This is a genomic window from Streptomyces flaveolus (genome assembly GCF_014648815.1).
In the GTDB taxonomy this organism is placed as follows: Bacteria; Actinomycetota; Actinomycetes; order Streptomycetales; family Streptomycetaceae; genus Streptomyces; species Streptomyces flaveolus.
In genome coordinates this window covers 40040-62327 of record NZ_BMRV01000005.1, presented here as the reverse complement: position 1 = coordinate 62327, position 22288 = coordinate 40040, and the positions used below count along the sequence as shown (strand labels likewise).

Annotated in this window: 20 protein-coding genes; 6 read left to right on the top strand and 14 right to left on the bottom strand. The window is 72.7% G+C overall.

The window, feature by feature from the left end; all coding sequences use genetic code 11:
* Window positions 1-52: 52 nt before the first annotated feature.
* From IEZ05_RS14010 to IEZ05_RS13975, 8 genes are all read right to left on the bottom strand, one after another.
* A complete protein-coding gene (locus tag IEZ05_RS14010; protein ID WP_189230416.1) occupies window positions 53-1135 on the bottom strand; it encodes a S1 family peptidase in 1083 nt (360 codons plus the stop codon).
* Window positions 1136-1436: 301 nt separating this feature from the next.
* On the bottom strand, window positions 1437-2345 hold the full coding sequence (locus IEZ05_RS14005) for a S1 family peptidase (RefSeq protein ID WP_189230415.1): 909 nt from the start codon (window positions 2343-2345) through the stop codon (window positions 1437-1439).
* 209 nt (window positions 2346-2554) lie between these two features.
* Complete coding sequence (locus tag IEZ05_RS14000) at window positions 2555-3340, bottom strand: DUF1684 domain-containing protein (protein WP_189230414.1); 786 nt, start codon at window positions 3338-3340, stop codon at window positions 2555-2557.
* Between the two features lie 3 nt (window positions 3341-3343).
* Window positions 3344-4642 carry an NtaA/DmoA family FMN-dependent monooxygenase gene (locus IEZ05_RS13995; protein ID WP_189230413.1) on the bottom strand — a complete coding sequence of 433 codons (1299 nt, stop codon included), beginning with the start codon at window positions 4640-4642 and terminating at the stop codon, window positions 3344-3346.
* Entirely contained in the window at window positions 4639-5727 is a 1089-nt protein-coding gene (locus IEZ05_RS13990; RefSeq protein WP_189230412.1) for an LLM class flavin-dependent oxidoreductase, read from the bottom strand. The genes IEZ05_RS13995 and IEZ05_RS13990 overlap by 4 nt, the downstream gene beginning before the upstream one ends.
* Window positions 5728-5787: 60 nt before the next feature.
* Window positions 5788-6549: an amino acid ABC transporter ATP-binding protein gene (locus tag IEZ05_RS13985; RefSeq protein ID WP_308426930.1), complete on the bottom strand. Its 762-nt coding sequence runs from the start codon at window positions 6547-6549 to the stop codon at window positions 5788-5790.
* Window positions 6546-8333, bottom strand: coding sequence for an FAD/NAD(P)-binding protein (locus IEZ05_RS13980; protein ID WP_189230411.1), 1788 nt, complete (start codon window positions 8331-8333; stop codon window positions 6546-6548). Before IEZ05_RS13980 ends, IEZ05_RS13985 begins: the two co-directional genes overlap by 4 nt.
* Window positions 8330-9187, bottom strand: coding sequence for an amino acid ABC transporter permease (locus tag IEZ05_RS13975; RefSeq protein ID WP_189230410.1), 858 nt, complete (start codon window positions 9185-9187; stop codon window positions 8330-8332). The genes IEZ05_RS13980 and IEZ05_RS13975 overlap by 4 nt, the downstream gene beginning before the upstream one ends.
* 403 nt (window positions 9188-9590) lie before the next feature.
* On the opposite strand from IEZ05_RS13975, the gene IEZ05_RS13970 reads away from it, so the two are divergent.
* Entirely contained in the window at window positions 9591-10538 is a 948-nt protein-coding gene (locus IEZ05_RS13970; protein ID WP_189230409.1) for an ABC transporter substrate-binding protein, read from the top strand.
* A 7-nt stretch (window positions 10539-10545) separates the two neighbouring features.
* Here IEZ05_RS13970 and IEZ05_RS13965 read toward each other — a convergent pair whose 3' ends face one another.
* Window positions 10546-11745 (bottom strand): DUF5685 family protein, encoded by a 1200-nt coding sequence (locus IEZ05_RS13965; RefSeq protein ID WP_189230408.1) that lies wholly within the window; start codon window positions 11743-11745, stop codon window positions 10546-10548.
* Window positions 11746-12036: 291 nt separating this feature from the next.
* Between IEZ05_RS13965 and IEZ05_RS13960 the strand changes: the two genes are divergently transcribed.
* Entirely contained in the window at window positions 12037-12474 is a 438-nt protein-coding gene (locus IEZ05_RS13960; RefSeq protein WP_189230407.1) for a cell division protein SepF, read from the top strand.
* A 39-nt stretch (window positions 12475-12513) separates the two neighbouring features.
* Here IEZ05_RS13960 and IEZ05_RS13955 read toward each other — a convergent pair whose 3' ends face one another.
* Both IEZ05_RS13955 and IEZ05_RS13950 read right to left on the bottom strand, forming a co-directional pair.
* On the bottom strand, window positions 12514-13707 hold the full coding sequence (locus IEZ05_RS13955) for an acyl-CoA dehydrogenase family protein (RefSeq protein ID WP_189230406.1): 1194 nt from the start codon (window positions 13705-13707) through the stop codon (window positions 12514-12516).
* Window positions 13708-13840: 133 nt separating this feature from the next.
* Window positions 13841-15445 (bottom strand): MFS transporter, encoded by a 1605-nt coding sequence (locus IEZ05_RS13950; RefSeq protein WP_189230405.1) that lies wholly within the window; start codon window positions 15443-15445, stop codon window positions 13841-13843.
* 271 nt (window positions 15446-15716) lie between these two features.
* Here IEZ05_RS13950 and IEZ05_RS13945 point away from each other — a divergent pair, with 271 nt between their 5' ends.
* Together IEZ05_RS13945 and IEZ05_RS13940 are read left to right on the top strand one after the other, a co-directional pair.
* Window positions 15717-16907 carry a mannosyltransferase family protein gene (locus IEZ05_RS13945; RefSeq protein ID WP_189230404.1) on the top strand — a complete coding sequence of 397 codons (1191 nt, stop codon included), beginning with the start codon at window positions 15717-15719 and terminating at the stop codon, window positions 16905-16907.
* Window positions 16908-17143: 236 nt separating this feature from the next.
* Window positions 17144-18163, top strand: coding sequence for a phosphatase PAP2 family protein (locus IEZ05_RS13940; RefSeq protein ID WP_189230403.1), 1020 nt, complete (start codon window positions 17144-17146; stop codon window positions 18161-18163).
* Window positions 18164-18263: 100 nt separating this feature from the next.
* On the opposite strand, the gene IEZ05_RS13935 is transcribed toward IEZ05_RS13940, so the two are convergent.
* From IEZ05_RS13935 to IEZ05_RS13925, 3 genes are all read right to left on the bottom strand, one after another.
* Window positions 18264-18479, bottom strand: coding sequence for an I78 family peptidase inhibitor (locus IEZ05_RS13935; protein ID WP_189230402.1), 216 nt, complete (start codon window positions 18477-18479; stop codon window positions 18264-18266).
* 311 nt (window positions 18480-18790) lie between these two features.
* The gene (locus IEZ05_RS13930) at window positions 18791-19786 is read right to left on the bottom strand and encodes a helix-turn-helix transcriptional regulator (protein WP_189230401.1); all 996 of its coding nucleotides are present in this window, start codon (window positions 19784-19786) and stop codon (window positions 18791-18793) included.
* A gap of 46 nt (window positions 19787-19832) precedes the next feature.
* On the bottom strand, window positions 19833-20651 hold the full coding sequence (locus tag IEZ05_RS13925) for a hypothetical protein (RefSeq protein ID WP_189230400.1): 819 nt from the start codon (window positions 20649-20651) through the stop codon (window positions 19833-19835).
* Window positions 20652-21106: 455 nt separating this feature from the next.
* On the opposite strand from IEZ05_RS13925, the gene IEZ05_RS13920 reads away from it, so the two are divergent.
* Both IEZ05_RS13920 and IEZ05_RS13915 read left to right on the top strand, forming a co-directional pair.
* Window positions 21107-21889 (top strand): hypothetical protein, encoded by a 783-nt coding sequence (locus IEZ05_RS13920; protein ID WP_189230399.1) that lies wholly within the window; start codon window positions 21107-21109, stop codon window positions 21887-21889.
* A 65-nt stretch (window positions 21890-21954) separates the two neighbouring features.
* Window positions 21955-22269 (top strand): hypothetical protein, encoded by a 315-nt coding sequence (locus tag IEZ05_RS13915; protein WP_189230398.1) that lies wholly within the window; start codon window positions 21955-21957, stop codon window positions 22267-22269.
* The last annotated feature ends 19 nt before the right edge of the window (window positions 22270-22288 follow it).

Below are 22288 nucleotides of genomic sequence, written 5' to 3'. Positions count from 1 at the left end.
AAGTCCCGCCCCTCGCGCGCGGGACGGGACTTCACGGGTGTGCGGGCCGTACTCAGCCGATCTGCGTACCGGTGGCCGACAGGGCCTCCGTCACCGGCTGGAAGAAGGTCTCCCCGCCCGAGGTGCAGTCACCGCTGCCGCCGGAGGTGAGGCCGATGGCCTTGTCGCCCGAGAAGAGCGAGCCGCCGCTGTCGCCGGGCTCGGCGCAGACGTCGGTCTGGATCAGGCCGTTGACGATGTCGCCGTTGCCGTAGTTCACGGTGGCGTCCAGGCCGGTGACCGTGCCGTCGTGCACCTGGGTGGTGGAGCCGCTGCGGGTCACCCCCATGCCGACGGTGGCCTCGGCCGCGCCCGAGATCGCCTGCGCGGAGCCGTTGTAGAGGTTCACCTCGCTCGGGTGGGCCACGTCGGCGCTGTACTTGACCAGCCCGTAGTCGTTGTCCGGGAAGCTGGAGACCTCGTTCTGGCCGATCACGGTGCCGGAGGAGTCCGACCAGCTGGAGATGGACTCGGTGCAGTGCCCGGCGGTGAGGAAGTACGGCTCGCCGCCCTTGGTCACGTTGAAGCCGAGCGAGCAGCGCCCGCCGCCTCCGGTGATGGCGTCGCCGCCCGCGAGGAAGGGCTTGTACTCACCCTTGGTCCGCTTGAGTTCGGCCTTGGCGCCGAGCCCGTCGACCACCTCGGTCAGCTTGGCCCACTCGGCCTCGGAGACCGTGCGGTCGGCGGTGACGACGACCTTGTTGGTGATCGGGTCGGTCGCCCAGGAGGTGCCCGGGATGGTCGCGTCCTCGGCGAGGGTGGTGCGCGCGCTCTTCAGCTCGGCGAGCGAGTTCTCGACGACTCTCGCCTTGGCGCCGGCCTCCTCGACGGTCTGCGCGGCGGCCTCGTCGAGCACGTTGACGACGAGGCTCTTCGCCTGTGCGTCGTAGTACGTGCCGGCCGCGTCGGCGCCCAGGTCGCCGAGCAGCGTGGAGGCGAGCTTTCCGGCCGCCGTGACCGACAGGGTCTCGGGCGCGGAGGCCTTCGGGGACTCGCTGGCGTTCGCACTCTGGAAGGTGACTCCCGCGGCGACCAGTGCGGTGATGCCCGCACCTACCACGGCTGCCCGCCGCTTGGGTATGCGTCGGTGCTTCAACTCATGTCCTCCTGTGGGGGGTCGGTCCGGGAGGTCGTGGGGATCTCACGGACCGGAAGGCTGGTTGACGAGCGCCAACTCTTCCCACTCCACAGGCGGCACACAAGGTCGACTTGAGGACGTGCGCACGACAACTCCAGCGCGGTCACACGTCCTTCACCCATCATGTCCCTTCCAGGAGGATTCGCGGAGCAAAGCGCATCGCGAACACTGCGGGCGGTGACCCGGGCAAGGGGGAGCCCCCGCACGCAGGCTGCGTGCGGGGGCTCGTCAGTGCTGCCGGCTGCGCTGTGGGACGGTCTCAGTAGACGCTGACGCCGTAGGCGCTCAGAGCCTCCGTGACCGGCTGGAAGAACGTCGTGCCGCCGGAGGAGCAGTTGCCGCTGCCGCCGGAGGTCAGGCCGTAGGCGGTGCCGTTGCTGCCGTAGAGCGGGCCGCCGGAGTCACCGGGCTCGGCGCAGACCGTGGTCTGGATCAGCCCGGAGACGATGTCGCCGCCGCCGTAGTTGACGGTGGCGTTCAGCGCGGTGACCCGGCCGCTGTGGGTGCCGGTCGTGGAGCCGTCACGGATGACCGTGGTACCCACGCTCGGGGTGGCCGCGCGGGTGATGTCCACGCCGTTCGCCGTACCGGGCCTGCTGACGGAGCCCGAGTACCGGACGATGCCGTAGTCGTTGCCCGGGAAGCTGGAGCCGGCCGTCGAACCGATGACCGAGGTGCGCCCGGAGTTGGAGTACCAGGTGCCCGCGCCGTCGGTGCAGTGGCCGGCGGTCAGGAAGTACTCGGTCCCGTTGCTCGCACGGACGTTGAAGCCGAGGGAGCAGCGCCAGCTGCTCGCGTAGATGGCGTCACCGCCCTGGATGAGCTTGTTGAACGTGCCGGGGGTGCGCTTGATCGTGAGGGCGCCGGCCTTGTCGCCGGCCTGTTCCTTGATCTTCGCGATCTCGGCCTGGGTGACCGTGCTGTCGACGGTGACGAGCACCCGGCCGGACTTGGCGTCCACGGCCCAGGCGGTGCCGGGGACGTCGGCCTGGAGCACGGCGCTGCCGGCGCTCTGGAGCTCCGCGCCGCTGAAGGTGGCGGGGGTGCTGTCGGACGCGTTCGCGCTGGGGACCGCGATCGCGGCCGCGGCCACGAGGCCGGTGGATACGGCGATCAGCCGGGTCCGTCTCGAGATGCCGCTGCGGGGGTTGGTGCGCTTGATCCTCACTTTTCGTTCCTCCACGGGGGAAGTAGGGGGCCCTCTCGTGGGGTTGGGGCCCGTGAGGCGCAGCCAGAGGACGGGCGTCCGGGTTCCGGACACGCCGTGCCCCTGACAAGCGCTGAGGTTGGAGTATTCGGCCGAACGGCCGGTCGGCGCAAGGGTGCCTTTCGGACTTCAACCACCGCCCGGCCGCCGCCACCAACCCCCGTGCGAGGTCAGAGCAGTTCGCGCTCCCCCGCCTCGATCCCGGCCTCCAGCGTGTTCCCCGGCGGCGGGAAGGGGCAGATGAAGTGGTCGGCGAACGCGCACGGCGGCAGCAGCGCGCGGTTGAGGTCGACCGTCGTGCGCCCCTCGGCGTCCGGGGCGGCCGGGCGCAGGAACCGGAAGCGGTAACTGGTGCTCCCGCTGGTGGCGTCCGCGAACACGGCCCACAGCGAGCCGTCCTCCTCCACGGACACCTGGAGCGTGTGCCGCCTGCCGCCCAGGTCGAAGGCCAGTTCCCCGCCGAGGCCGAGCCCGCGCTCCCGCCCGTCCGCGTTCGGCACCCGCACACTGCGCCGCCCGGTGTCGTACGGCGTGAAGCGCCCCGGCACCGACCAGCGCGGATCGTAGGGGGTGGCCACGATGCCGCGGAACGCGCGCCTCGCTTCGGCGGCCGGGTCGAAGTCGCGCACGCCCCAGGCGCCCTCGCGGAGGAGGACGACCAGCCGCCGTTCGCCGTGGGCCACCCGGGCCGCGCTCGCCGGTCCCGCGTCGGCCGTGAGCCGTACCTCGCCGTCCAGGGGCCGGCCGTCCACGGTCAGCCCGTCCGCCCCGGCGGCCGTCAGCACCACGGCGTCGCCGTCCGCCGCCCAGGTGCCCGGGATGCCCGGGAGTCGCCCGTCCGGATGGTCCTCCAGCCAGTGCGTGCCGGTCAGCGCGAGCGGCCCGTAGGGCGCCGACACCGTCGCCACGCGCTGCTCGTGCCAGCGCTTCCACTCGTCGGATGCGTCCGTCGTCATGGATCAACCCTTCCATACCGGCTCGGCCAGACCGAGGTGCGAGCGCAGGGTGGCGCCCTCGTACTCGGTACGGAACGCGCCGCGTTCCTGAAGCAACGGCACCACCCGGTCCACGAACTCGTCGAGTCCGCCGGGGGTCAGATGCGGTACGAGGATGAAGCCGTCGGCGGCGTCCCGCGCCACGAACGCCTCCAGTTCGGCGGCGACCGCCTCGGGGGTGCCGACGAAGGACTGCCGGGCACCCGCCTCGATCACGGTCTGCCGGATGGACAGCCCCTTCTCCTGCGCCAGGGCCCGCCACTTCTCGGCGATCGCCGTGCTGTCGCCCTGCCGGGTCCGCCCCTGGCTGAGCTGCGGGTCCGGCACCGGATCGATGTCGGGCAGCGGCCCGTCGGGGTCGTACGCGGACAGGTCGACGCCCCAGATCTGCTCCAGCGTCAGGATCGCGGTCTGCGGGGAGACCTGCTGCCGGCGGATCTCCTCGGCGCGCTCCCGTGCCTCGGCGGCGGTGTCCCCGAGGACGACGGTGACGCCGGGCATGATCTTGAGGTCGTCCGGGCGCCGGCCGTACCTCGCCAGGCGCCGTTTGACGTCGGCGTAGAAGGCGCGGCCGGCCTCCAGGGTGCCGTGCCGGGTGAAGATCACGTCGGCCGAGGACGCGGCGAACTCCCGGCCCTCGCCGGAGTCGCCCGCCTGGATCACCACCGGGTGCCCCTGCGGCGCGCGGGGCAGGGTGAACTCGCCCGCGATGTCGAAGTGCCGCCCGTGGTGGGCGAAGGGGCGGGGGGTGCCGTCCGGGGTCCAGGAGTCCCACAGTTCCCGGGCGGTCGCCACGAACTCGGCGGCGCGCGTGTACCTCTCGGACCGGTCCAGGTAGCCGCCGCGCCGGAAGTTCTCGCCGGTGAAGGCGTCGGAGGAGGTGACCACGTTCCAGGCCGCCCGGCCGCCGCTGAGGTGGTCCAGGGTGGCGAGCCGGCGGGCGAGTTCGTAGGGCTCGTTGAAGGTGGCGTTGACCGTGGCGGCCAGGCCCAGGCGCTCGGTGACGGCGGCGAGCGCGTTCAGCACGGTCAGGGACTCGGGGCGGCCGACCACGTCCAGGTCGTGGATGCGGCCCTTGTGCTCGCGCAGCCGCAGCCCCTCGGCGAGGAAGAAGAAGTCGAACAGGCCGCGTTCGGCGGTGCGGGCGAGGTGCTCGAAGGAGGCGAACTCGATCTGCGAGGCCGAGCGGGGATCGGCCCAGACGGTGGTGTTGTTGACGCCGGGGAAGTGGGCGGCGAGGTGCATCGTCCTGCGTGCGGTCATGACGCTCCTCCCGCGGTGGCCGCGACGGCGTACCGGTTGGCGGGCCGGCTCAGGCCCAGGTGGTCCCGGAGCGTGCTGCCCGGGTAGAAGGTGCGGAACAGGCCCCGGTGCTGGAGCAGGGGGACGGTGCCGTTGACGAGCCGTTCCAGGTCGCGGCGCGGCTCGGCCGGGGTGAGGTGGAAGCCGTCGACGGTGCCGTCCCGGTGCCATGCGGCGATGAGTTCCGCCAGGTCGACGGGGCCGCCGCGGTACAGCGGGCCGCGCGGGGTGGGCCGGGGTCCGCCCCCGCCGTGGCCGGGCTCGGCCGCGTACTCGCCGTCCCCGAGGTCGACGTCCAGGGCGGCGAGGACGCGCAGGGCGTCCGGGTCGCGGCCGTGGGCGGCGGCCGAGGCCCGCAGCTCGGCCCGCGCGGCGGCGGCCTCGGCGGGACGCGCGGTGCGGACGAGGGCCACGTCGGCGTACCGGGCGGCGACCGCACGGGCGGGCGCCTCGGTGGCGTCGACGACGCGGACGGGGTGGCCCTGCGGGGGCCGCGGCACGATGGAGGGGCCCTTGACCGAGAAGTGGGTGCCGGTGAAGTCGACGTGGTGCAGCTTGTCCCGGTCCACGAAGCGGCCGGTGGCCACGTCCCGGATCTCGGCGTCGTCCTCCCAGCTGTCCCACAGCCGCGCCGCCACGTCGGCGGCCTCGCCGGCCTCCTGCCACAGGGCCTCGGCGGGTGCGGCGTGGCGGCGGCCGAAGAGACGGGCCTCGCCCTCGGTGGCCGACACCCCGATCCGCCAGCCGGCCCGGCCGCGGCTGACCCAGTCGAGGGTGGCCACGGCGGCCTGGACGTGGAAGGGCTCGGTGTGCGTGGTGGTGACGGTGGGGACCAGGCCGACGCGCCGTGTGGCGGGTGCGACCCGGGACAGGACGGCGAGCGCGTCGGGGCCGGGACGACCGAAGCCGTCGTCCAGGGTCACGAAGTCGAGCGCACCGCGTTCGGCGAGCCGCGCCGCGTCCACGTGGGAACCGGCGTCGTACACCGACCGCTGGTCGAGGGCGGCGGCCAGGTGCAGCCGGCGCCGGTCGTGGGATGAGGTCATGCGGAAGAACCCTTTCCGGCAAGCGGGTGTCAGGGGGTGTGGCGGAGCGGAGGGCGGCGGTCAGAGGACCTTGGAGAGGAACGCCCGGGTGCGCGCGTGCCGCGGGTGGTCCAGTACGTCCCCGGGCGGGCCCTGCTCGACGATGCGTCCGTCGTCCATGAACACCACGGTGTCGGCGACCTCGCGGGCGAAGCCGATCTCGTGCGTGACGACGATCATGGTCGTGCCCTGTCGCGCCAGGCCCTTGATGACGTCGAGGACCTCACCGACCAGTTCGGGGTCGAGCGCCGACGTCGGTTCGTCGAACAGGAGCAGCTTGGGCTCCAGGGCCAGCGCCCGCGCGATGGCCACCCGCTGTTGCTGGCCGCCCGACAGGTGCCGTGGGTAGGCGTCCGCCTTGTCGGCGAGGCCCACCCGGTCCAGCAGCCGGCGCGCGGCCTCGGCGGCCTCGCGGCGGGGCCGTTTCAGCGCGGAGACCGGCGCCTCGGTGATGTTCTCCAGGACCGTCAGGTGCGGGAAGAGGTGGAAGTTCTGGAAGACGAAGCCGATCCGGGTGCGCTGCCTGAGCACCTCGCGCTCGGGCAGCTCGCGCAGCCGGTCGCCGGTGCGCCGGTAGCCGATCAGGGCGCCGTCCACGGTGACCGCGCCCCGGTCGACCTTCTCCAGGTGGTTGACGGTGCGCAGCAGCGTGGACTTGCCGGATCCGGACGGGCCGAGGACCACGGTGACCTCGCCGCTGCGCACGGTGAGGTCGATGCCCTTGAGGACCTCCAGGGCGCCGAAGCTCTTGCGGACGGACCTGATGTCGACCATGACGCTCATCGCGTGGACTCCTCGAGCCGGGGGCGGTGGTCCGTCGCGGGACCGGTGGGGGTGTGCAGGAACGCCAGCACGGCCCGTGCGGTGGCGTCGTTCTGCCGGAACGCCACCCCGCCGGTGCGGGGCCGGGTGAACGCGCCGGAACCGCGGGCGTCGGTGTGCGGGCCGAGCGCGAACCGCCGCGGGTGCGGCCGGCCGGTGCGTTCCAGGACCCGCCCGTCGGCGCGGTCGACGGCCAGCAGCCCGTCGGGGGTGGCGGCGGCGCCGTCGGTGTGCAGGGCGCGCAGCAGCGGGTCGCGGGCCCGCTCGACGGTGGGGTGCGGCAGCCGCGCCTCGACCAGGGCCCGGGCCTCCACGACGGAGCCGGGCACGCTCGCGCCGGACGCGCGGAAGACACCGTCCCCGGCGGTGACGGTCATGCCGGCGCCCAGGAAGCGCACCACGCCGGCCCGGGACAGCGCGAGCAGCTGCCGCAGCCGGGGGGCGGGTGGGCCGGAGGCGAGGTAGCTGAAGAAGCCGTGCCACCAGCCGCCGACGTCGCCGAGCCGGACCAGCTGCCCGTAGACGGAGAGCAGGGCGAGGAAGACGGCCAGGTCGGGGCTGTGTTCCGGGTCGTGACGACGCCGCAGGTCGTCCTCGACGTACCGGCGCAGCCCCTCCTGGAGCTCGTCGGGCGTGCCGTAGCGCACCCCGTCGAGAGGCCGGTCGAGGGCGGTGAGGTCGAGCCGGTCGGCGGGGTCGGGCACGGCGGCGGCGACGAGGCCGGCGCGTCCGGCCCGGTCCGCGGCGGCGAAGCGGGCCTCGAAGGCGGGCCAGGCGAGGGTCACCCGCTCGGGATGGGCGGTGAACAGCCGGTGGTAGTGGGCGAAGCCGAGTTCCTTCTCGACCAGCGGCCACACGTCCCGCCGGAAGTCGAAGCCCTCCGGCCGGGCGAGCAGCGCGTCGACCTCGGCGGGTCCGAAGAACCGCGGCAGCGGGGGCCGGTCGCCGGTCCAGTCGTAGCCGATCTTGGCGTGGTACGGCACTCCGCGCCGCGAGCCGACGTACAGCACCGGCTCCCGCCCGGACGGCACGTACGTGTCGCCGTCGTACCGTCCGCCCCTGCCCTCGGTCAGCAGCACCATCAGGTCGACGAAGGCCAGCCCGAAGCCGCGGACGAGGACGGGTTCGCCGGGGCGCAGCGCGGACAGGTCGCTGTCGGCGGTGAAGTCCGGCGGGAGGTGGACGAGGCCGTGGGTGCGGGCGTACGCCGCAAGGTCCCGCTGCTCGTCGTCGGGTTCGGCGTCGAGGTGGCCGAGGGTGAGGACGACCAGGTCGGCGAGGAGGGGGAGGGTCCGGCCCTGGAGCCACACGCGCTGGCGTCCCTCGCGCGGACCGTCGACCCGCACCGCGCGCCGGGCGTGGTGGTACACCACGAAGCCCGGGGGCAGGCCGGCCACGGCACGCTCGTACGCCCAGCGCAGGTACGCGCCCTGCACCCGGCGGCCGGCGAAGGTGCGGCCGTGGAGGCCCGCCCACTCGTGCAGGGTGGGGCCCGGCTTCACGGGACCGGCCATCTCCACCGTCTCGTCGGTGAACATGGTGACGTCCTCGGCGTGCGAGTTCATCCACAGCAGCGGTGACTGCTCCTCGCGCCAGATACGCCCGGCGCCCGGCGGGTGCGGGTCCACCAGGTGGATGTCGAGGCCGGAATCGCCGTACAGCTCGGGCGCGTTGGCGGCGATGCGTTCCAGCAGGCCGGTGCCGCGCGGTCCGGCGCCGACGATCACCAGCGCGGGCCGGGTCATCGGGTGTGCTCCGTGCCGCGTGCGTAGTGCTTCTCGACGTAGTACTGGCCGACGCCGAGCACCGAGGTGACGACGGTGTACCAGACGGTGGCCACCATCAGCAGGGGGATGACCTGGTAGGTGCGGTGGTAGACGAGCTGGACCGAGTAGAGCAGGTCCTGGACGGCGATGACGCTGACGATGGAGGTGCCCTTGAGGGTGCCGATCAGCATGTTGCCGGCCGGGGGCACGATGGAGCGCATCGCCTGCGGGAGCACGATCCGCCGCCACCGGCGCCACCGGCCGAGGCCGAGCGCCTGGGCGGCCTCGATCTGACCCCGGTCCACGGAGAGGATGCCGCCGCGCACCACCTCGGCGGCGTACGCGGCCTCGTGCAGGGTCAGGCCGATGATCGCGACGGTGACCGGGCCGAGCAGGTCGACGGTCTTCACGCCGAGGACCTGGGGGTACAGGGCCCCGATGTTGAACCACAGCAGGAGCTGCACCAGGATCGGTATCGACCGGAACAGCCATACGTAGCCCCAGCTCACCGCGCGCAGCACGGGGTTGGCGGAGAGCCGGAACGCGGCGAGCAGCGTGCCGAGCGCGAAGCCGAGGACCATGACGACGGCGGTCAGCCAGAGGGTGAGCCACAGGCCGCGCAGGACGGCGTCGGAGGTGAAGTAGTCGGCGACGACGTCCCACTGGAAGGCGTCGTTGCGCAGGACGGAATTGACGGCCAGTCCGAGGAGGACGAGGACGGCGACGGCGGCCGTCCACTGGCCGATGCGGCGTTGCGGAACGATCCGCGGGACGTCCGCCTTGTCCGGGGCGTCCGGTACGGCGGCGGGTCGGTCGAGGGTGTCGGAGGACATGCGAAGGCTCCGTGACATCGAGTCAGTCGGACACGGTGGGTGGTGCCTTCACACGGCCGAGCCCCTCAGCAGAGCCGTGCGCCGAGAGTACGGGGCGGTTTCGGTGCGCTGTCAAGGCTGTCCACACTGTGAGCCGCGCGTCTCAAGTCGTTGACGCGGAACCGGATGCCTGTTCCACTTGGCCCATGCATCCACAGCAGTGGCTGGTCACGCGCTCCCACATCGACTTCGGTCGAGTGTGGTCCTGTTCCTGTTGAGCCGACCCCCCTGCCTGCCCTGATCGCCTGACTCCGTCGGGGCTCTTCGGGTTTCCCGTCTTCTCTTCACCGCCTTCGCCTTCACACGCGCACCCCTCCCCTCGTGCCGCCCTTCTGCCTTCTTCCGCTCTCAGGAGACCACTGACATGCGTACGCCCACGCGTGCCCGAAAAAGACTCTTCACACCTTTTGCCCTGATCGCCTCGGCGGCGCTGCTCCTCACCGCGTGCGGCTCGGGTGATCCCGCCGGCGACGTCGCGGGTGCGGCGGCCGGCTCCGACGCGATCCCCACCACGGACGTCGTCTCAGGCGTCGAGAAGAACCCTGCCGCCGTGAAACTGCTGCCGCCCGGCACCGACGGCGTCACCCTCGCCGTCAGCGTCGGCGGTACCCCGCCCGGCACCACCTACCTGACCGACGGCAAGACGCTGACCGGCCAGGACGTCGACTTCGCGCACGCCGTCGCCAAGGCGCTCGGCATCCGGCTCAAGACCGAGCAGGCGTCCTTCGAGGCGATCCTCCCCGCCCTGGACAGCGGCAAGTACGACGTCGGCGCCGCGAACTTCGGTGTGACCGAGGAGCGGCGCAAGACGATCGACTTCGTCACCTACATCAACGACGGCCAGGGCTTCGCCGCCCGCGAGGACAGCGACCTGTCGAAGGTCACCGACCTCGCGCAGCTGTGCGGCCTCAAGGTGGCGACCGGCGCCGGCACCACCTTCGAGGCCACCCTGGAGGAGAACAGGCACCGGTGCACGGACGCCGGGAAGAAGGCCTACGAGGTGCAGACCTACAGCGAGCCCGGCGCCCTGTGGTCGTCCCTCCAGCAGGGCCGCAGCGACGTCGTGATGTCCACGATCAACGGCCTGCGCTACGCGGTCGCGCACCAGCAGGGCCTGAAGTTCCTGAACGAGTTCCACCGCCTGGACGTCGGCTTCGCCCTCAGGAAGGGGTCGAAGCTGGCGCCCGCCCTCCAGGCCGCGGTGAACGGGCTCATCGCCGACGGGACGTACGACAGGATCCTGAAGAAGTGGGGGACGACGGAGTCGGCGATCCCCAGGTCCGAGATCTCGCCCCCCGAGCTGAAGGACTGACGGCCTCTCAGCAGTCGCACCCGCAGCCGTCGCAGCAGCACCCGTCGTCACCGCAGCAGTTGCCGCAGTTGCTGCAGCAGTCACAACAGTCGCAGCAGTCACCGCAGCTCTGGCACAGCCCTTCCCTGCGCTGCCTGCTCCAGGGATCCTCGAACGTGCCGCAGCACATCTGGCACGTGCAGGCCAGCCCCAGCCACACGGCGCACCCCGCGAGCAGGCCCCGCCGGTCGCGGCGCGGCGGCTCCGGAGGCACCGGCGCACCGGGACCGCCCGGTGCGCCGGGCGGGGCGTACGGGTGGCTGCCGTGCGCGCAGGAGGGGGTGCCGAAGGCGCGGTCGACGGAGGTGCCCAACTCGTGCACCAGCAGCCGGTGCACCAGCCGGCCGTCGGTGCTGTGTCCTTCCGGGGAGACCCCGGACCCCCAGGCGACCTCGCGCAGCGCCAGCCGTATCCCGTGCACGGCGTCGTCGGCCAGCCGGCGGGCCTCCGTGCGCGGGGTGCCGGTGGCGGTGAGCGGGTTCCAGGCGCCCGACGCGGCGTCGGTCTCCTGGTCCTCCACGGCGTCCAGGAGATGGGCGAGCCGCCCGAACAGGCGCCCCGCCTCGGCGAGCGGTGCGGCGTTGTCCGGCCGTCCGGCGAGGTGGGCGGTGTGGGCGAACGCGGCGGCGGTCGCGGTCTCGGTCGGCTCGGTGACGGTGAGGAGCGGTGTCCCGGGCCCGGCGAGCACCTCGATGCCGACCTGCCGGTCCACGGCGTCGACCAGGACGGCGGTGTCGAACCCGACGGCACCGCCGCTGCGATGCCCGGCCGCGTCCCAGCCGGCGGCGACCCGGCGGGCGGCGCGGGCCACCGGCCGCCGGGCCAGCAGTCCGTCGCCGTCCGCGACATGGTCGCGCACCTTCGCCGAGGCCAGCACCAGGGAGACGGCCGCCGCGAGCCGGGCGCCCTCACCGTGCGCGACGGACGCGGTGCGCATCCCGCGCAACGGGCACGGCCCCGCCGTGCGCCGGCCGGCGCCCGCGCCGCCCCGCTCGGCCTGAGCCTCCGTCAATACCGATATGAGCAGCCCGTCATAGTTCGTCACGATCCGCGCGAACTGTCCGTGGTCCTTGCGCAGCGCGAGGCACAGCCCGCACAAATGCGCCATCCACTGGCTGGTGAGGTTCTCTCCGAGCCGGTGCCTGCATGGCCTGACGATTCCGAACACGACACTCCCCCGTGGGTTCGTACGACGCTGAGCTGCGGCATCGTACCGACAGCCGCTTTCACCCGTACGCACCCTCTCTCACCCGTCCGCCGGGAAGAATCATATTTCACTCACAGTCAGCATCCGTTTGGGAAACGACCCTTGGGACACAAGGACTCTCGACGGATTCGCTGTGCACCAGTACCGTCACAAACCCCCCGCGCGGCGTCTATCCACTTGGCGCGACGTCCGCATCATGGATGACCATAGGGATGCGGAAGGCACGAAAGACCGCTGTGAGAGGAGGCGTCCATGGGATCGGTACGCAAGGCGAGTGCGTGGCTCGGCCTCGTCGACGACAACGATGACGAGCGCTACTACGACGACGACTACTCCGAGGGCACCGAGTCCCCGGACGCCTGGGTCACGGACCCGCGGGTGAAGGTGGCCTCGGACGTCGCCGAGGAGAGGGGCCGCCGGATCGGCACGGTCACCCCGGACAGCTTCCGGGACGCGCGGGCCATCGGCGAGCTGTTCCGGGAAGGTGTCCCGGTCATCATGAACCTGACGGCGATGGAGGCCGGCGACGCCAAGCGCGTCGTGGACTTCGCGGCCGGGCTGATCTTCGGCCTGCGGGGTTCGATCGAGCGGGTCTCCACCCGGGTGTTCCTGCTGAGCCCGGCGGACACCCAGGTGATCAGCGGCGATCCGGCCGCGCACCGGTCGGACGGTTTCTTCAACCAGAGCTGAGGCGGGGCCGCGCACCACGGCCCCGCCCCCGCCCGCGCCTCACCGGAAGGCGTCGAGTCCGGTGAGCGCCTTGCCCAGCACCAGCTGGTGCATCTCCACGGTGCCCTCGTAGGTGAGCACCGATTCCAGGTTCGTCGCGTGCCGCATCACGGGATATTCGAGGGAGATCCCGTTGGCGCCGAGGATCGTGCGGGCCGTGCGGCAGATGTCGATGGCCTCGCGCACGTTGTTGAGCTTGCCGAAGCTGACCTGCTCGGGACGCAGGCGGCCGGCGTCCATGCGCCGCCCGAGGTGGTGGGCGAGCAGAATCCCCTTGTGCAGTTCGACCGCCATGTCGGCGAGCTTGGCCTGGGTCAGCTGGAATCCGCCGATGGGCCGCCCGAACTGCTCCCTCGACTTCGCGTACTCCAGGGCCGCCTCGAAGGAACTGCGGGCCGCTCCCATCGCGCCCCAGACGATGCCGTAGCGGGCGTGGGAGAGACAGCTGAGCGGTCCGCGCAGGCCGGTGACCTCCGGCAGCACGGCGTCGGCGGGCAGCCGTACGTCGTCGAGGACGAGCTCACTGGTGACGCTGGCCCGCAGGGACCACTTGTGCTTGATCTCGGGGGCGGAGAAACCGGCGCTGTCGGTCGGCACCACGAACCCGCGGACGCCCTCCTCCGTCTGCGCCCACACCACGGCGACGCCGGCCACGGACCCGTTGGTGATCCACATCTTGCGGCCGTTGAGCACCCAGTCGCCCCCGGCGTCGCGCTTGGCGTGGGTGCGCATGTTCGCGGGGTCGGAACCGTGGTCGGGCTCGGTCAGCCCGAAGCAGCCGATGACCTCGCCGGCGGCCATCCGCGGCAGCCAGGCCTGCTTCTGCTCCTCGCTGCCGAAGCGGTGGATGGCGTACATGGCGAGGGAGCCCTGCACGGAGACCAGCGAGCGGATGCCGGAGTCGGCCGCCTCCAGCTCGAGACAGGCCAGCCCGTACTGCACGGCCGTCGCGCCGGCGCAGCCGTAGCCCTCCAGCGACATGCCGAGCGCGCCGATGGAGCCGAGCTCGCGGGCGAGATCCCGGATGCCGGGCAGCTCGCCCTTCTCGTACCAGTCCGCGATGTGCGGCAGCACGCGGTCGGCGGCCCAGCCCCGCACGGTGTCCCGGATCGCCAGGTCCTCCGGCTCCAGCAGGTCGTCGATGCCGAGGGGATCGACGGGGTCGAACGCGGGCAACTTGGGGGACGAGGCCATGGGACACCCTCCGGGGCAGATAAAACTAGCACTGCTAGTCACGGTCGCATGCCGACGTTACGACGCGCCGCCTCCTACGTCCACCATGCTCACCCACCCACGCATCGCCCGCGGCCAGTGCCCCTTCAGCCGGTCACACCGAGACGCGTGACTCCACGGCGTCCCGAGGCGCGGGCACCGTCACCGCCTCCCCCTCGCACTGCATCACCCGCGGCAACCGCAACGCCATCACCGCCCCCAGCAACAACAACCCCGCGCTCACCAGCAACGTCACATGCAGCCCATGCACGAACGCATCACCCGCAGCCCGCCGCAAGGCGAACCCCGCAGGTCCCCCCAGCTGCGCAGCAACCTCGTACGCCTCCCCCAGCGAATGCCCCGCCGCCACCGACGCCGACGCCGGCACCCCGGCGACACCCCCGGTCAGTCCGGGCGCGTACGCCGCGTTCATCACAGTGCCCAGCAGCGCGATCCCGATCCCGGCGCCCAGCTGGTACGACGTCTCGCCGATCGCCGCCGCCCCGCCGGACTGCTCCTGCGGCGCCTCGCTCAGCATCGACTCGTACGCCCCGAACAGCGTCGTCTCCAGACCGAAGCCGAGCAGCACGAACCCGGACAGCATCAGCGCACAGTTGTCCGCCCGGCCCATCGCCGTCAGCAGGACCACCGCCACCGCCGTCAGACAGAACCCGGCGCACACCATCCGGCGCGGCCCGAACCGCCGCAGCAGACGCGCGCCCGCCAGGCCCGCCGCCATCGCCGCGAAGGTCAGCGGCAGCAGCCGCAGCCCGGTCTCCAGCGGTGACAGCCCGAGCACCAGCTGCAAGTACTGGGCCGCGATCAGCTCCAGCCCCACCAGCGCCAGCATGGCCAGCACGATGCAGCCCACCGACGTACTGAACGCCGGCCGCCGGAACATCCGCAGGTCCACCAGCGGATGCGTCCGGCGCCGCTGCCGCCGTACGAAGCCGGTCAGCAGGGCCGCGCCCACCACCAGCGGCACCACGGTGAGCAGGCTCGCCACCGGCTCACCGCCGCCGAGCCGCTTCACGCCCAGGACGACCCCGAACAGCCCGGCCGCCGCCATCAGCGCGCCGACGACGTCCCAGGGCCCGGTGCCGTCGCCCTTCGACTCGGGCAGCAGCAGACGCCCCATCGGCAGGCTGACCAGCATCAGCGGAATGTTGACGAGGAACACCGAGCCCCACCAGAAGTGCTCCAGCAGGAAGCCGCCGAGCAGCGGCCCGACCGCCGCGCCCACCGCGGCCACGGCGCTCCAGATGCCTATGGCCAGCGCCCTCTCCCGCCGGTCGGGGAAGACCTGGCGCAGGATCGACAGCGTCGCCGGCATGATCATCGCGCCGCCGACGCCGAGCAGCGCCCGGGCCGCGATCAGGACCTGGGCGCCCTCGGCGAGGGCCGCCAGCGCGGAGGCGACACCGAAGAGGGCGTACCCGAGGAGCAGGATCCGTCTGCGGCCGACCCGGTCGCCCAGCGTGCCGAAGAGGATCAGCAGCGAGGCGCAGACGAGGGGATAGACGTCGACGATCCAGAGCAGTTCGATCGCGCCGGGCCTCAGGTCCTCCGTGACGGCGGGGACCGCCACGTGCAGGACGGTGGCGTCGACGGCGACGAGCAGCAGGCTGACGCAGAGGACCACGAGGACCACCCAGCGGTTGGCGCCGGCCCCGGCAGCCCGGCGGCGCAGCGTGGCGGCAGCCGTGGTCGTCCCGGACATGCACGTACCTCCAAGATGTTCCCTCGCGTCCGGCGGGCTGCGCGGGGTGGGGACTCCCCGGCGGCTCGGCCGGAGAGGAGCGGGGCCTCCGGGCCGTGCAACGGAACGCGAGTGACTCGCCAGCGTACGCGAGTCCGTCGCACACCCGCGTGGTCGAGCTCACACATCCCGGGTGACCTGTGTGGTGTGCGCCACCGCGCCTGCCGGGCACCGGCGGGGTCGCCGCCCCCGGCCGGCCGCCCCGCCGGGTGCCCAGCGGATAATCGGGCCCGTGACCGATCTTGAAACGCGCGTGGTGGCGGGCCGCCCCGGAGCCCTGCGCCGGGCCGCCCCGGCGCTCCTCGGCTACGCGGCCGTCCGCGCCCTGGGCCTGCTCGTCCTGGCCCTGTGGAGCGCCGCGCGCGACAAGAGCGCGTACACCCTGCTGACCGCCCGCTGGGACTCTCTCTGGTACTCCAGGGTCGCCGAGGGGGGATACGGCTACGAGGTGCGCCTACCCAACGGCGACATCCACTCCGACCTGGCCTTCTTCCCCCTGCTCCCCTGGCTGGAGCGGCTGGGCGCGGCCGCGGGTCCGCTGTCGTACGCCGACGCGGGCTTCGTGGTGAGTCTGCTCGCCTCGCTCGCCGCGGCCTGGGGGATCTTCGCGGTGGCGGATCATGTGTACGGCCGCCGGGCGGGGGTGTGCGCGGCGGTGCTGTGGGCCGTGCTGCCGGTGGGGATCGTGCAGTCGATGGCGTACAGCGAGTCACTGTTCACCGCGCTCGCCGCCTGGTCGCTGTACGCGGTGCTGACCGGGCGCTGGGTGACGGCGGGGGCGCTGGCCGCGCTGGCCGGGCTGACTCGGCCGGTGGGGCTCGCGGTGACGGCGGCGGTGTGGGTGGCCGCGATCGCGGCATTCGGGCGAAGCAGGAGCGGCACCGCCGTGCGCGGCGCCCTTTCTCCGGAGCGCGCCCCCACCGAGGGCGTGCGGCGCGTGCTCGGCATGCTCCTCGCGCCCCTGGGCGCCGCCGGCTACGTGCTGTGGGTCGGCCACCGCACCGGTCAGGGCCCGCTCGGCTATCTCGACGTCCAGGCGGGCTGGCGCAACGGCTTCGACGGCGGCGTGTCCTTCGCCCGGTTCGTCGGCGGGAAACTCACGTCGTTCCCGTCGGCCCTGGCGGGCGTCGGGCTGATCGCCGGGGTCGCCCTCGTGCTGTGGCTGTACGTCGTCTGTGTACGGCAGCGCCAGCCGCTCGCGCTGCTGGTGTACTCGGGGATCGTCACGGCGCTCGCCCTGTGCGCGTCGAGCTACTTCGGCTCGAAGCCCCGGCTGCTGCTGCCCGCCTTCCCCCTGCTGCTGCCGCTCGCCCTGGCCCTGGCCAGGCTGCGAAGCTCCAGGTCGGCGCTGGTGGTCGCGGGGGTCGCCGTCGTCTCGGCCGGGTACGGGGCGTTCTGGCTGAACGGCTCCGGTCCGCCCTGACCGCCCCGTTCGTCCGATGAGCGCCGGGGAAATTGCGTACCAGCATTCGGTTAACGAATTCATAAGCACGATAAAACCGTCGACCGGGCCGATCAAAGGAATTGAAGCCCACAGCGGGGCCGGATTGCGGATTCCTCGGGAAAAGACCACTCCTGAGAGGAATCCCACATCACATCGTCATCACAAAGCCGTTGTTTCGGCAAGGATCACTCCTCACTCGCTGTAACGTCGATTGGGTGCGTACCGAACGGAACCTCACCCGTCTGGACCGGGTGTTCGCGAGACTCGACCGGGAGCCGGAACGACCGGCCCACCTAGATGTGCCGGTGATGAGCCGGCACCGCATCGCGCTGTTCTCCGGCACCCTCGCGTTCTATATCGCGATCGTGTGGGCCGTGCTGATCACCTCGTGGCTGGTCCGGCTCGACTGGCAGGTCATGTTCTTCCGGCCCTACCAGCAGTGGCCCGAGATCCACGCGTTCGTCGACTACTACGTGGTCCTCGGCCAGCGCGGCCCCACGGCGGTGATGGTCGCGGCCTGGCTCGGCTGGCGGTCCTGGCGCCAGCACACCCTGCGGCCGCTGCTCGCGCTCGGCGCCTCCCTGCTGCTGCTCAACGTCACCGTCGGTGCCGCCAAGATCGGCATGGGCCGGCTGGGGCCGCACTACGCGACCACGGTCGGCGCGAACGAGATGTGGCTCGGCGGCGATATATTTCCGAGCGGTCACACCGCGAACGCCGTGGTCACCTGGGGAATCCTGGCCTATCTGGCATCGACGCCGAGGGCGCGGCGCTGGCTGTCGGCACTGTCGGCGGTCACCTCCCTCGGGGTCGGGATGTCCACCGTCTACCTCGGTACGCACTGGCTCAGCGACGTGCTCCTCGGCTGGACGGCGGGACTGCTGATCCTGCTGGCGCTGCCGTGGTTCGAGCCGCTGATCGGGCGCACCGAGGCCGCGATCCTCGGCCTGCGGGACCGGTGGTCCGCCCGGCGCGGCCGTACGCGGCCGGCGAAGGAGCCGGTCGCCGCTCCCGTGGTGCTCGCGCACCCCGTGCCCGGCCGGGAGGAGGCCCCGGCGCGCGAGCCGGTCGCGGCGCCCCGCACCACCCGGGCCCCGGCGTACCTGGCCCCGGGCCCGCACACGGCCCGCTCGGACCGCACGCCGGTCACCCCGGCGGGCAGCCGCCGCCCGCCGCACTCCGACCGGCATCCGCGCAGCACGGCCCCGGCGGCACGGCCCCTGTCCGGCGGCTGACCACCCCCACGGGCCCGCGGGGGCCGGTACGCACAGCCTCTCCCCCGCAGCACGACGGCCCCGGCTCTCCGCACAGGAGGGCCGGGGCCGTCGGCGTGTGTCAGCCCTTCCAGGCGCGGGCCACGCGGCCGTCCTTCACCTCGAAGTTGAGCCGGCCCACGCGGTACTCCATGGTGATGACGGTCCCGGGCGCCAGCGACCGCACCGTCGACCAGCCCCGCTCGCGCGCGAGCCGTTCGGCCGCACCGGAATCGAGGCCCACGTAGGCGTCCGGACTGTCCTGGGGTTCGGTGGGGGGTGTCGGAATCGGTGGCATGTCACCACGCTATGCCCTGCCCCACGGGCGGGGAAGCCCAGGCCCGTATCAGGAGCCACACAGGCCCCTACGGTCACATTTCTGTCACAGGACCACGGGGTGCGTTTTGGTCGAACTCCGTCACCCGGATGGACGCTTCCCAACAGCTTCTGTGAGCGCGGCCGGGCAATTCCCGTGCGACGCTCCGACCCCTCGAATATGCGAACGGAAAAAGAAGCCGAAGCGCCCCGGCGACTGCGTTCTCTTTCTTTCGGGCGAGCCGGAACGGACATGCGGCGATCGGATATCGACACAGGAAACACACCCTTTGCTCACATGTTCCCCGTGCCCGGCGCGGACGCCGTGGACCGGGCGAGGGAGCGCCCGAGCCGGTCGTGGGCCGCCCTCATCACCTCGGTCAGCCCGGCGGGCTCCAGCACCTCGAAGTCGAAGCCCGTCATCATCAGGTGCACCACCATGACGTCCAGGCTCGCCGCGCCGGTGCGCAGGACGCAGCTGTCCTCGCCCTCCGCCTCCAGCACCCCGACGGTCGGTGAGATCCGCTCCGCGGCCTGCTCCAGGGGCACCAGCAGCCGTACGACCGCCCGCGCGGCGTACACACGCGTGGAGACTCCCTCGGAGACGTACGCGGCCAGGTCGTCGGCGGGCGGCTCACGCGGGGTGAAGCGGGGGCCGTGCGGCGGCTTCGGGGTGATGCGGTCCACCCGGAACGTGCGCCAGTCCGCGCGGTCCAGGTCGAAGGCGACCAGGTACCAGCGCCGCTCGGAACACACGAGCCGGTACGGCTCGACGGCACGGCGGGTCTCGGCGCCGTCGTGACCCCGGTACGCGAAGCGCAGCCGTTCGCCGTCCCGGCACAGATGCGCCAGCTCGGTGAGGACGGCCGGGTCCACCGCGGAGGGCAGCGGGCCGCGCAGCATCGGCACGGTGAAGGCGTTGAGGGCGCCCACGCGGCGGCGCAGCCGGTCCGGCAGCACCTGTTCCAGCTTGGCGAGGGCGCGCACGGAGGTCTCGTCGATGCCCTCGATGCCCTGTCCGGCGGCCGTGCGCAGCCCGACGGCGACCGCGACCGCCTCGTCGTCGTCCAGGAGCAGCGGCGGCAGCTCGGCACCCGCGCCCAGCTGGTAGCCGCCGCCGGTGCCGGGGCTGGCGTTGACCGGGTAGCCGAGCTCGCGCAGCCGGTCCACGTCCCGGCGCACGGTGCGCGGGGAGACGCCGAGCCGGTCGGCCAGGGCGGTGCCGGACCACTCACGGTGGGCCTGGAGGAGGGAGAGCAGGCGCAGCAGTCGTGCCGAGGTCTCGAGCATGCGGGCGAGTCTGCCAGTGGTCGCGGACAGCCCGTGTCCGCGATCGTCAGTCGGCCGGCGCGGTGACGGACACCGACAGGTCGTTGTCCGCCGTGTAGCAGGGGCCGGCCTCCACGGGGCCGCGCCGCGTGTCCACGCGCACGCGCGGGAAGAGCAGGACGGGCTCCTTGTCGGCGATGTCGTCCAGCAGCCGGGCGACGCGCACGGCGGGACCCGGCTCCCCGGCGGGCCGCAGCCACAGGTCCCACCGGCCCGGCGCGAGGGCGTCGTAGGCGATCCGGAGCCGGAACTCCGCCCGGTCGGCGGTCAGGCCGAGCCGGCGCACGCCGTCCTCGCCCGCGCCGGGCCGGGTTCGCAGCTCGGCGTGGGCCCCGGCGGTGAGAGGGGTGCCGTAGACCCGTCCCCGTACGCTCAGCCCGTCGTCCGCGAGGTGCAGCTCGGTCGTCTCGGCGTGGGGTGCGCGCAGCCAGCTGCGGACGGTGAGGTTGCCCTGGCGGGTGGCGTACGGGATGCGGACGGCGACGTGGCCGAGCAGACCGCTCGGGGTGCGGTCGGCGAGGGAGCGCAGGTCGGTGACGCCGGGGACCAGGCGCCGCGGAACGCCGTCGGAGATGCGCGCGTAGGCGTCCCAGCGGCCCTCGGGCAGACAGACGCTGCTGGGCAGCGCTGCGCGCAGCCGGCCCTCGGCGGCCGGGGCGAGCGGCAGGCCGACGGTCTCCTCGGCGGCATCGGCGTCGCTGCGGCGCAGGAGCAGGTGGGCCGTGCCCATGGGGTCGTGCGCGGCGACGTCGAAGGTCAGACCGCCCGCGGAGTCGGCGATGCAGTCGGCGCGCAGCGGGGCGGCCGACGGGGTCTGCGACGTCATGCGGTGCGGTTCCTCCCCGCGTCTGTCCGGGTCCGTCCGTCTCTCTCCTCGTCCGGTCAGACCCGGAACCCACTCTTCTGGTTGTCCGCGTCCGATTGCGATGCGGTCACGACATGCGGCGACACGCCGGTCCGGGCGCGGTGCACATGCCGAGGGCCGACTCTTTTCTGCCACCCGGTTCATTCGCTGATTTCCTGATTTGTCGACCTGCCGATGCAGCGACCTTCGGCTCCCTCTTCCTCGGCAACTCCCCTGCAAGCAACGGCTCTTGACGGCGACCCGAGCGTCGTCGCGGCCGCCCGGCTCCGGTGCCGGGCGGTTCGATTCCGTTCGTCTCGGGGCGTGACTCCCGCCGCGGATCGCCCGTTGTCTTCTGCATGAGCCGGGGACCCACCCGGACCGCGGGCCGGGAGCCACCCGGCCCGGTCACGCACCGCATCCCGAGGGAGCCACCCGTGCCGCGCATGCTCGACGTCAGCGACGACGTACGCGCCGAGATCGGCGACGAAGAAGCCGACCGCCTGCTCGCCGGGGAGTCCGCCCCGGGCAGCTACGACTGCACGTCCTGCCGCACTCCGGGCGACTGCGAGCAGGAGCGCACCAGCACCGTTCTCTTCGTCGGCGACGAGACCGCCGTTCTCGCCTTCGCCCACGCCGGCTGCCTGCCCTCACAGGTCGTCAAGGTCACCGAGGAGCAGCTCCAGGGGGCCGTGAAGTCCATCACCGGCGACTCCGCCCGCCCGCAGCCGCAGCCGGCCGCGGCCGAGCAGGCCGTGCTGGGCGTGACCAGCGGACTCGTCCTGATCGCCGACGAGCTGCACCCGGCCCTCGTGGTCGAGCCGACCGCCCCCATCGTGCGGCCGGGCACCACCGGCCGCGGCGACGACTTCCTGCCGCTGCTGATCGAACAGGGCTTCATGCCGGTCGTCGCGCTGTCCACCGCCCCCACCGTGCTGCACGGCTGGTCGGTGCTGCTCGCCATGGGCCAGCTGCACGCGGTGCTCCAGCCCGGGACCAACGGCGGACGGCCGGTCGCCTGGTGGCAGGCGCACCAGCCCCTCCAGGTCACCGAGGGCTGGCGCACGGCGGCCAACAAGCAGCAGCAGGTGCTGATGTTCGCGGCGCCGGTCGGGACGATCGGCCGGCAGCCCCGGGAGGACCTGCTGCGCGACGCGCTGGACAAGGCGGCGGCCAACGGACAGCTGGTCGCCGCCGCGTTGCCCCTGGCAGGGACCTGATCACCGAGCGCGGGTGACCGCCCTCCCGGCCGCATCCCTTCCGGCCCGGGGTCGTTTGGACATACGTGCACGCATACGACTCCTCCCACCGCCACGGTGGCCCCTCGGCCACGCCGATCTACGACGCGCTCTACGCCGAGTACGTCAGGTCCTTCCGCTCGCTGCCGGGGGATCGCAGCGGCGAGGAGGAGCTGGAGTTCACCGGGTTCGGGAACATGTCCCGCGGCCGGGGTTACAGCGCCTACGGCCTGGGCGCCCACAGCACCCGGCCCGGCCAGCAGTCGCCGTGGCAGCGCGTCGGCCAGCTCGGCCCGCACGGCACCGGGACGATGCGCCACGTCCCGGCCGCGCTGCCGCCGGCACCGCGCAGGGGCGTCTGAGAGCGGGTGAGCAACGAGA

Bases quoted from the DNA above. Each gene is read 5' to 3' on its own strand.
- IEZ05_RS14000 (WP_189230414.1), bottom strand. From the start codon at position 3,340: ATGACGACGGACGCATCCGACGAGTGGAAGCGCTGGCACGAGCAGCGC.
- IEZ05_RS13995 (WP_189230413.1), bottom strand. From the start codon at position 4,642: ATGACCGCACGCAGGACGATGCACCTCGCCGCCCACTTCCCCGGCGTC.
- IEZ05_RS13990 (WP_189230412.1), bottom strand. From the start codon at position 5,727: ATGACCTCATCCCACGACCGGCGCCGGCTGCACCTGGCCGCCGCCCTC.
- IEZ05_RS13985 (WP_308426930.1), bottom strand. From the start codon at position 6,549: ATGAGCGTCATGGTCGACATCAGGTCCGTCCGCAAGAGCTTCGGCGCC.
- IEZ05_RS13980 (WP_189230411.1), bottom strand. From the start codon at position 8,333: ATGACCCGGCCCGCGCTGGTGATCGTCGGCGCCGGACCGCGCGGCACC.
- IEZ05_RS13975 (WP_189230410.1), bottom strand. From the start codon at position 9,187: ATGTCCTCCGACACCCTCGACCGACCCGCCGCCGTACCGGACGCCCCG.
- IEZ05_RS13970 (WP_189230409.1), top strand. From the start codon at position 9,591: ATGCGTACGCCCACGCGTGCCCGAAAAAGACTCTTCACACCTTTTGCC.
- IEZ05_RS13960 (WP_189230407.1), top strand. From the start codon at position 12,037: ATGGGATCGGTACGCAAGGCGAGTGCGTGGCTCGGCCTCGTCGACGAC.
- IEZ05_RS13955 (WP_189230406.1), bottom strand. From the start codon at position 13,707: ATGGCCTCGTCCCCCAAGTTGCCCGCGTTCGACCCCGTCGATCCCCTC.
- IEZ05_RS13950 (WP_189230405.1), bottom strand. From the start codon at position 15,445: ATGTCCGGGACGACCACGGCTGCCGCCACGCTGCGCCGCCGGGCTGCC.
- IEZ05_RS13935 (WP_189230402.1), bottom strand. From the start codon at position 18,479: ATGCCACCGATTCCGACACCCCCCACCGAACCCCAGGACAGTCCGGAC.
- IEZ05_RS13930 (WP_189230401.1), bottom strand. From the start codon at position 19,786: ATGCTCGAGACCTCGGCACGACTGCTGCGCCTGCTCTCCCTCCTCCAG.
- IEZ05_RS13925 (WP_189230400.1), bottom strand. From the start codon at position 20,651: ATGACGTCGCAGACCCCGTCGGCCGCCCCGCTGCGCGCCGACTGCATC.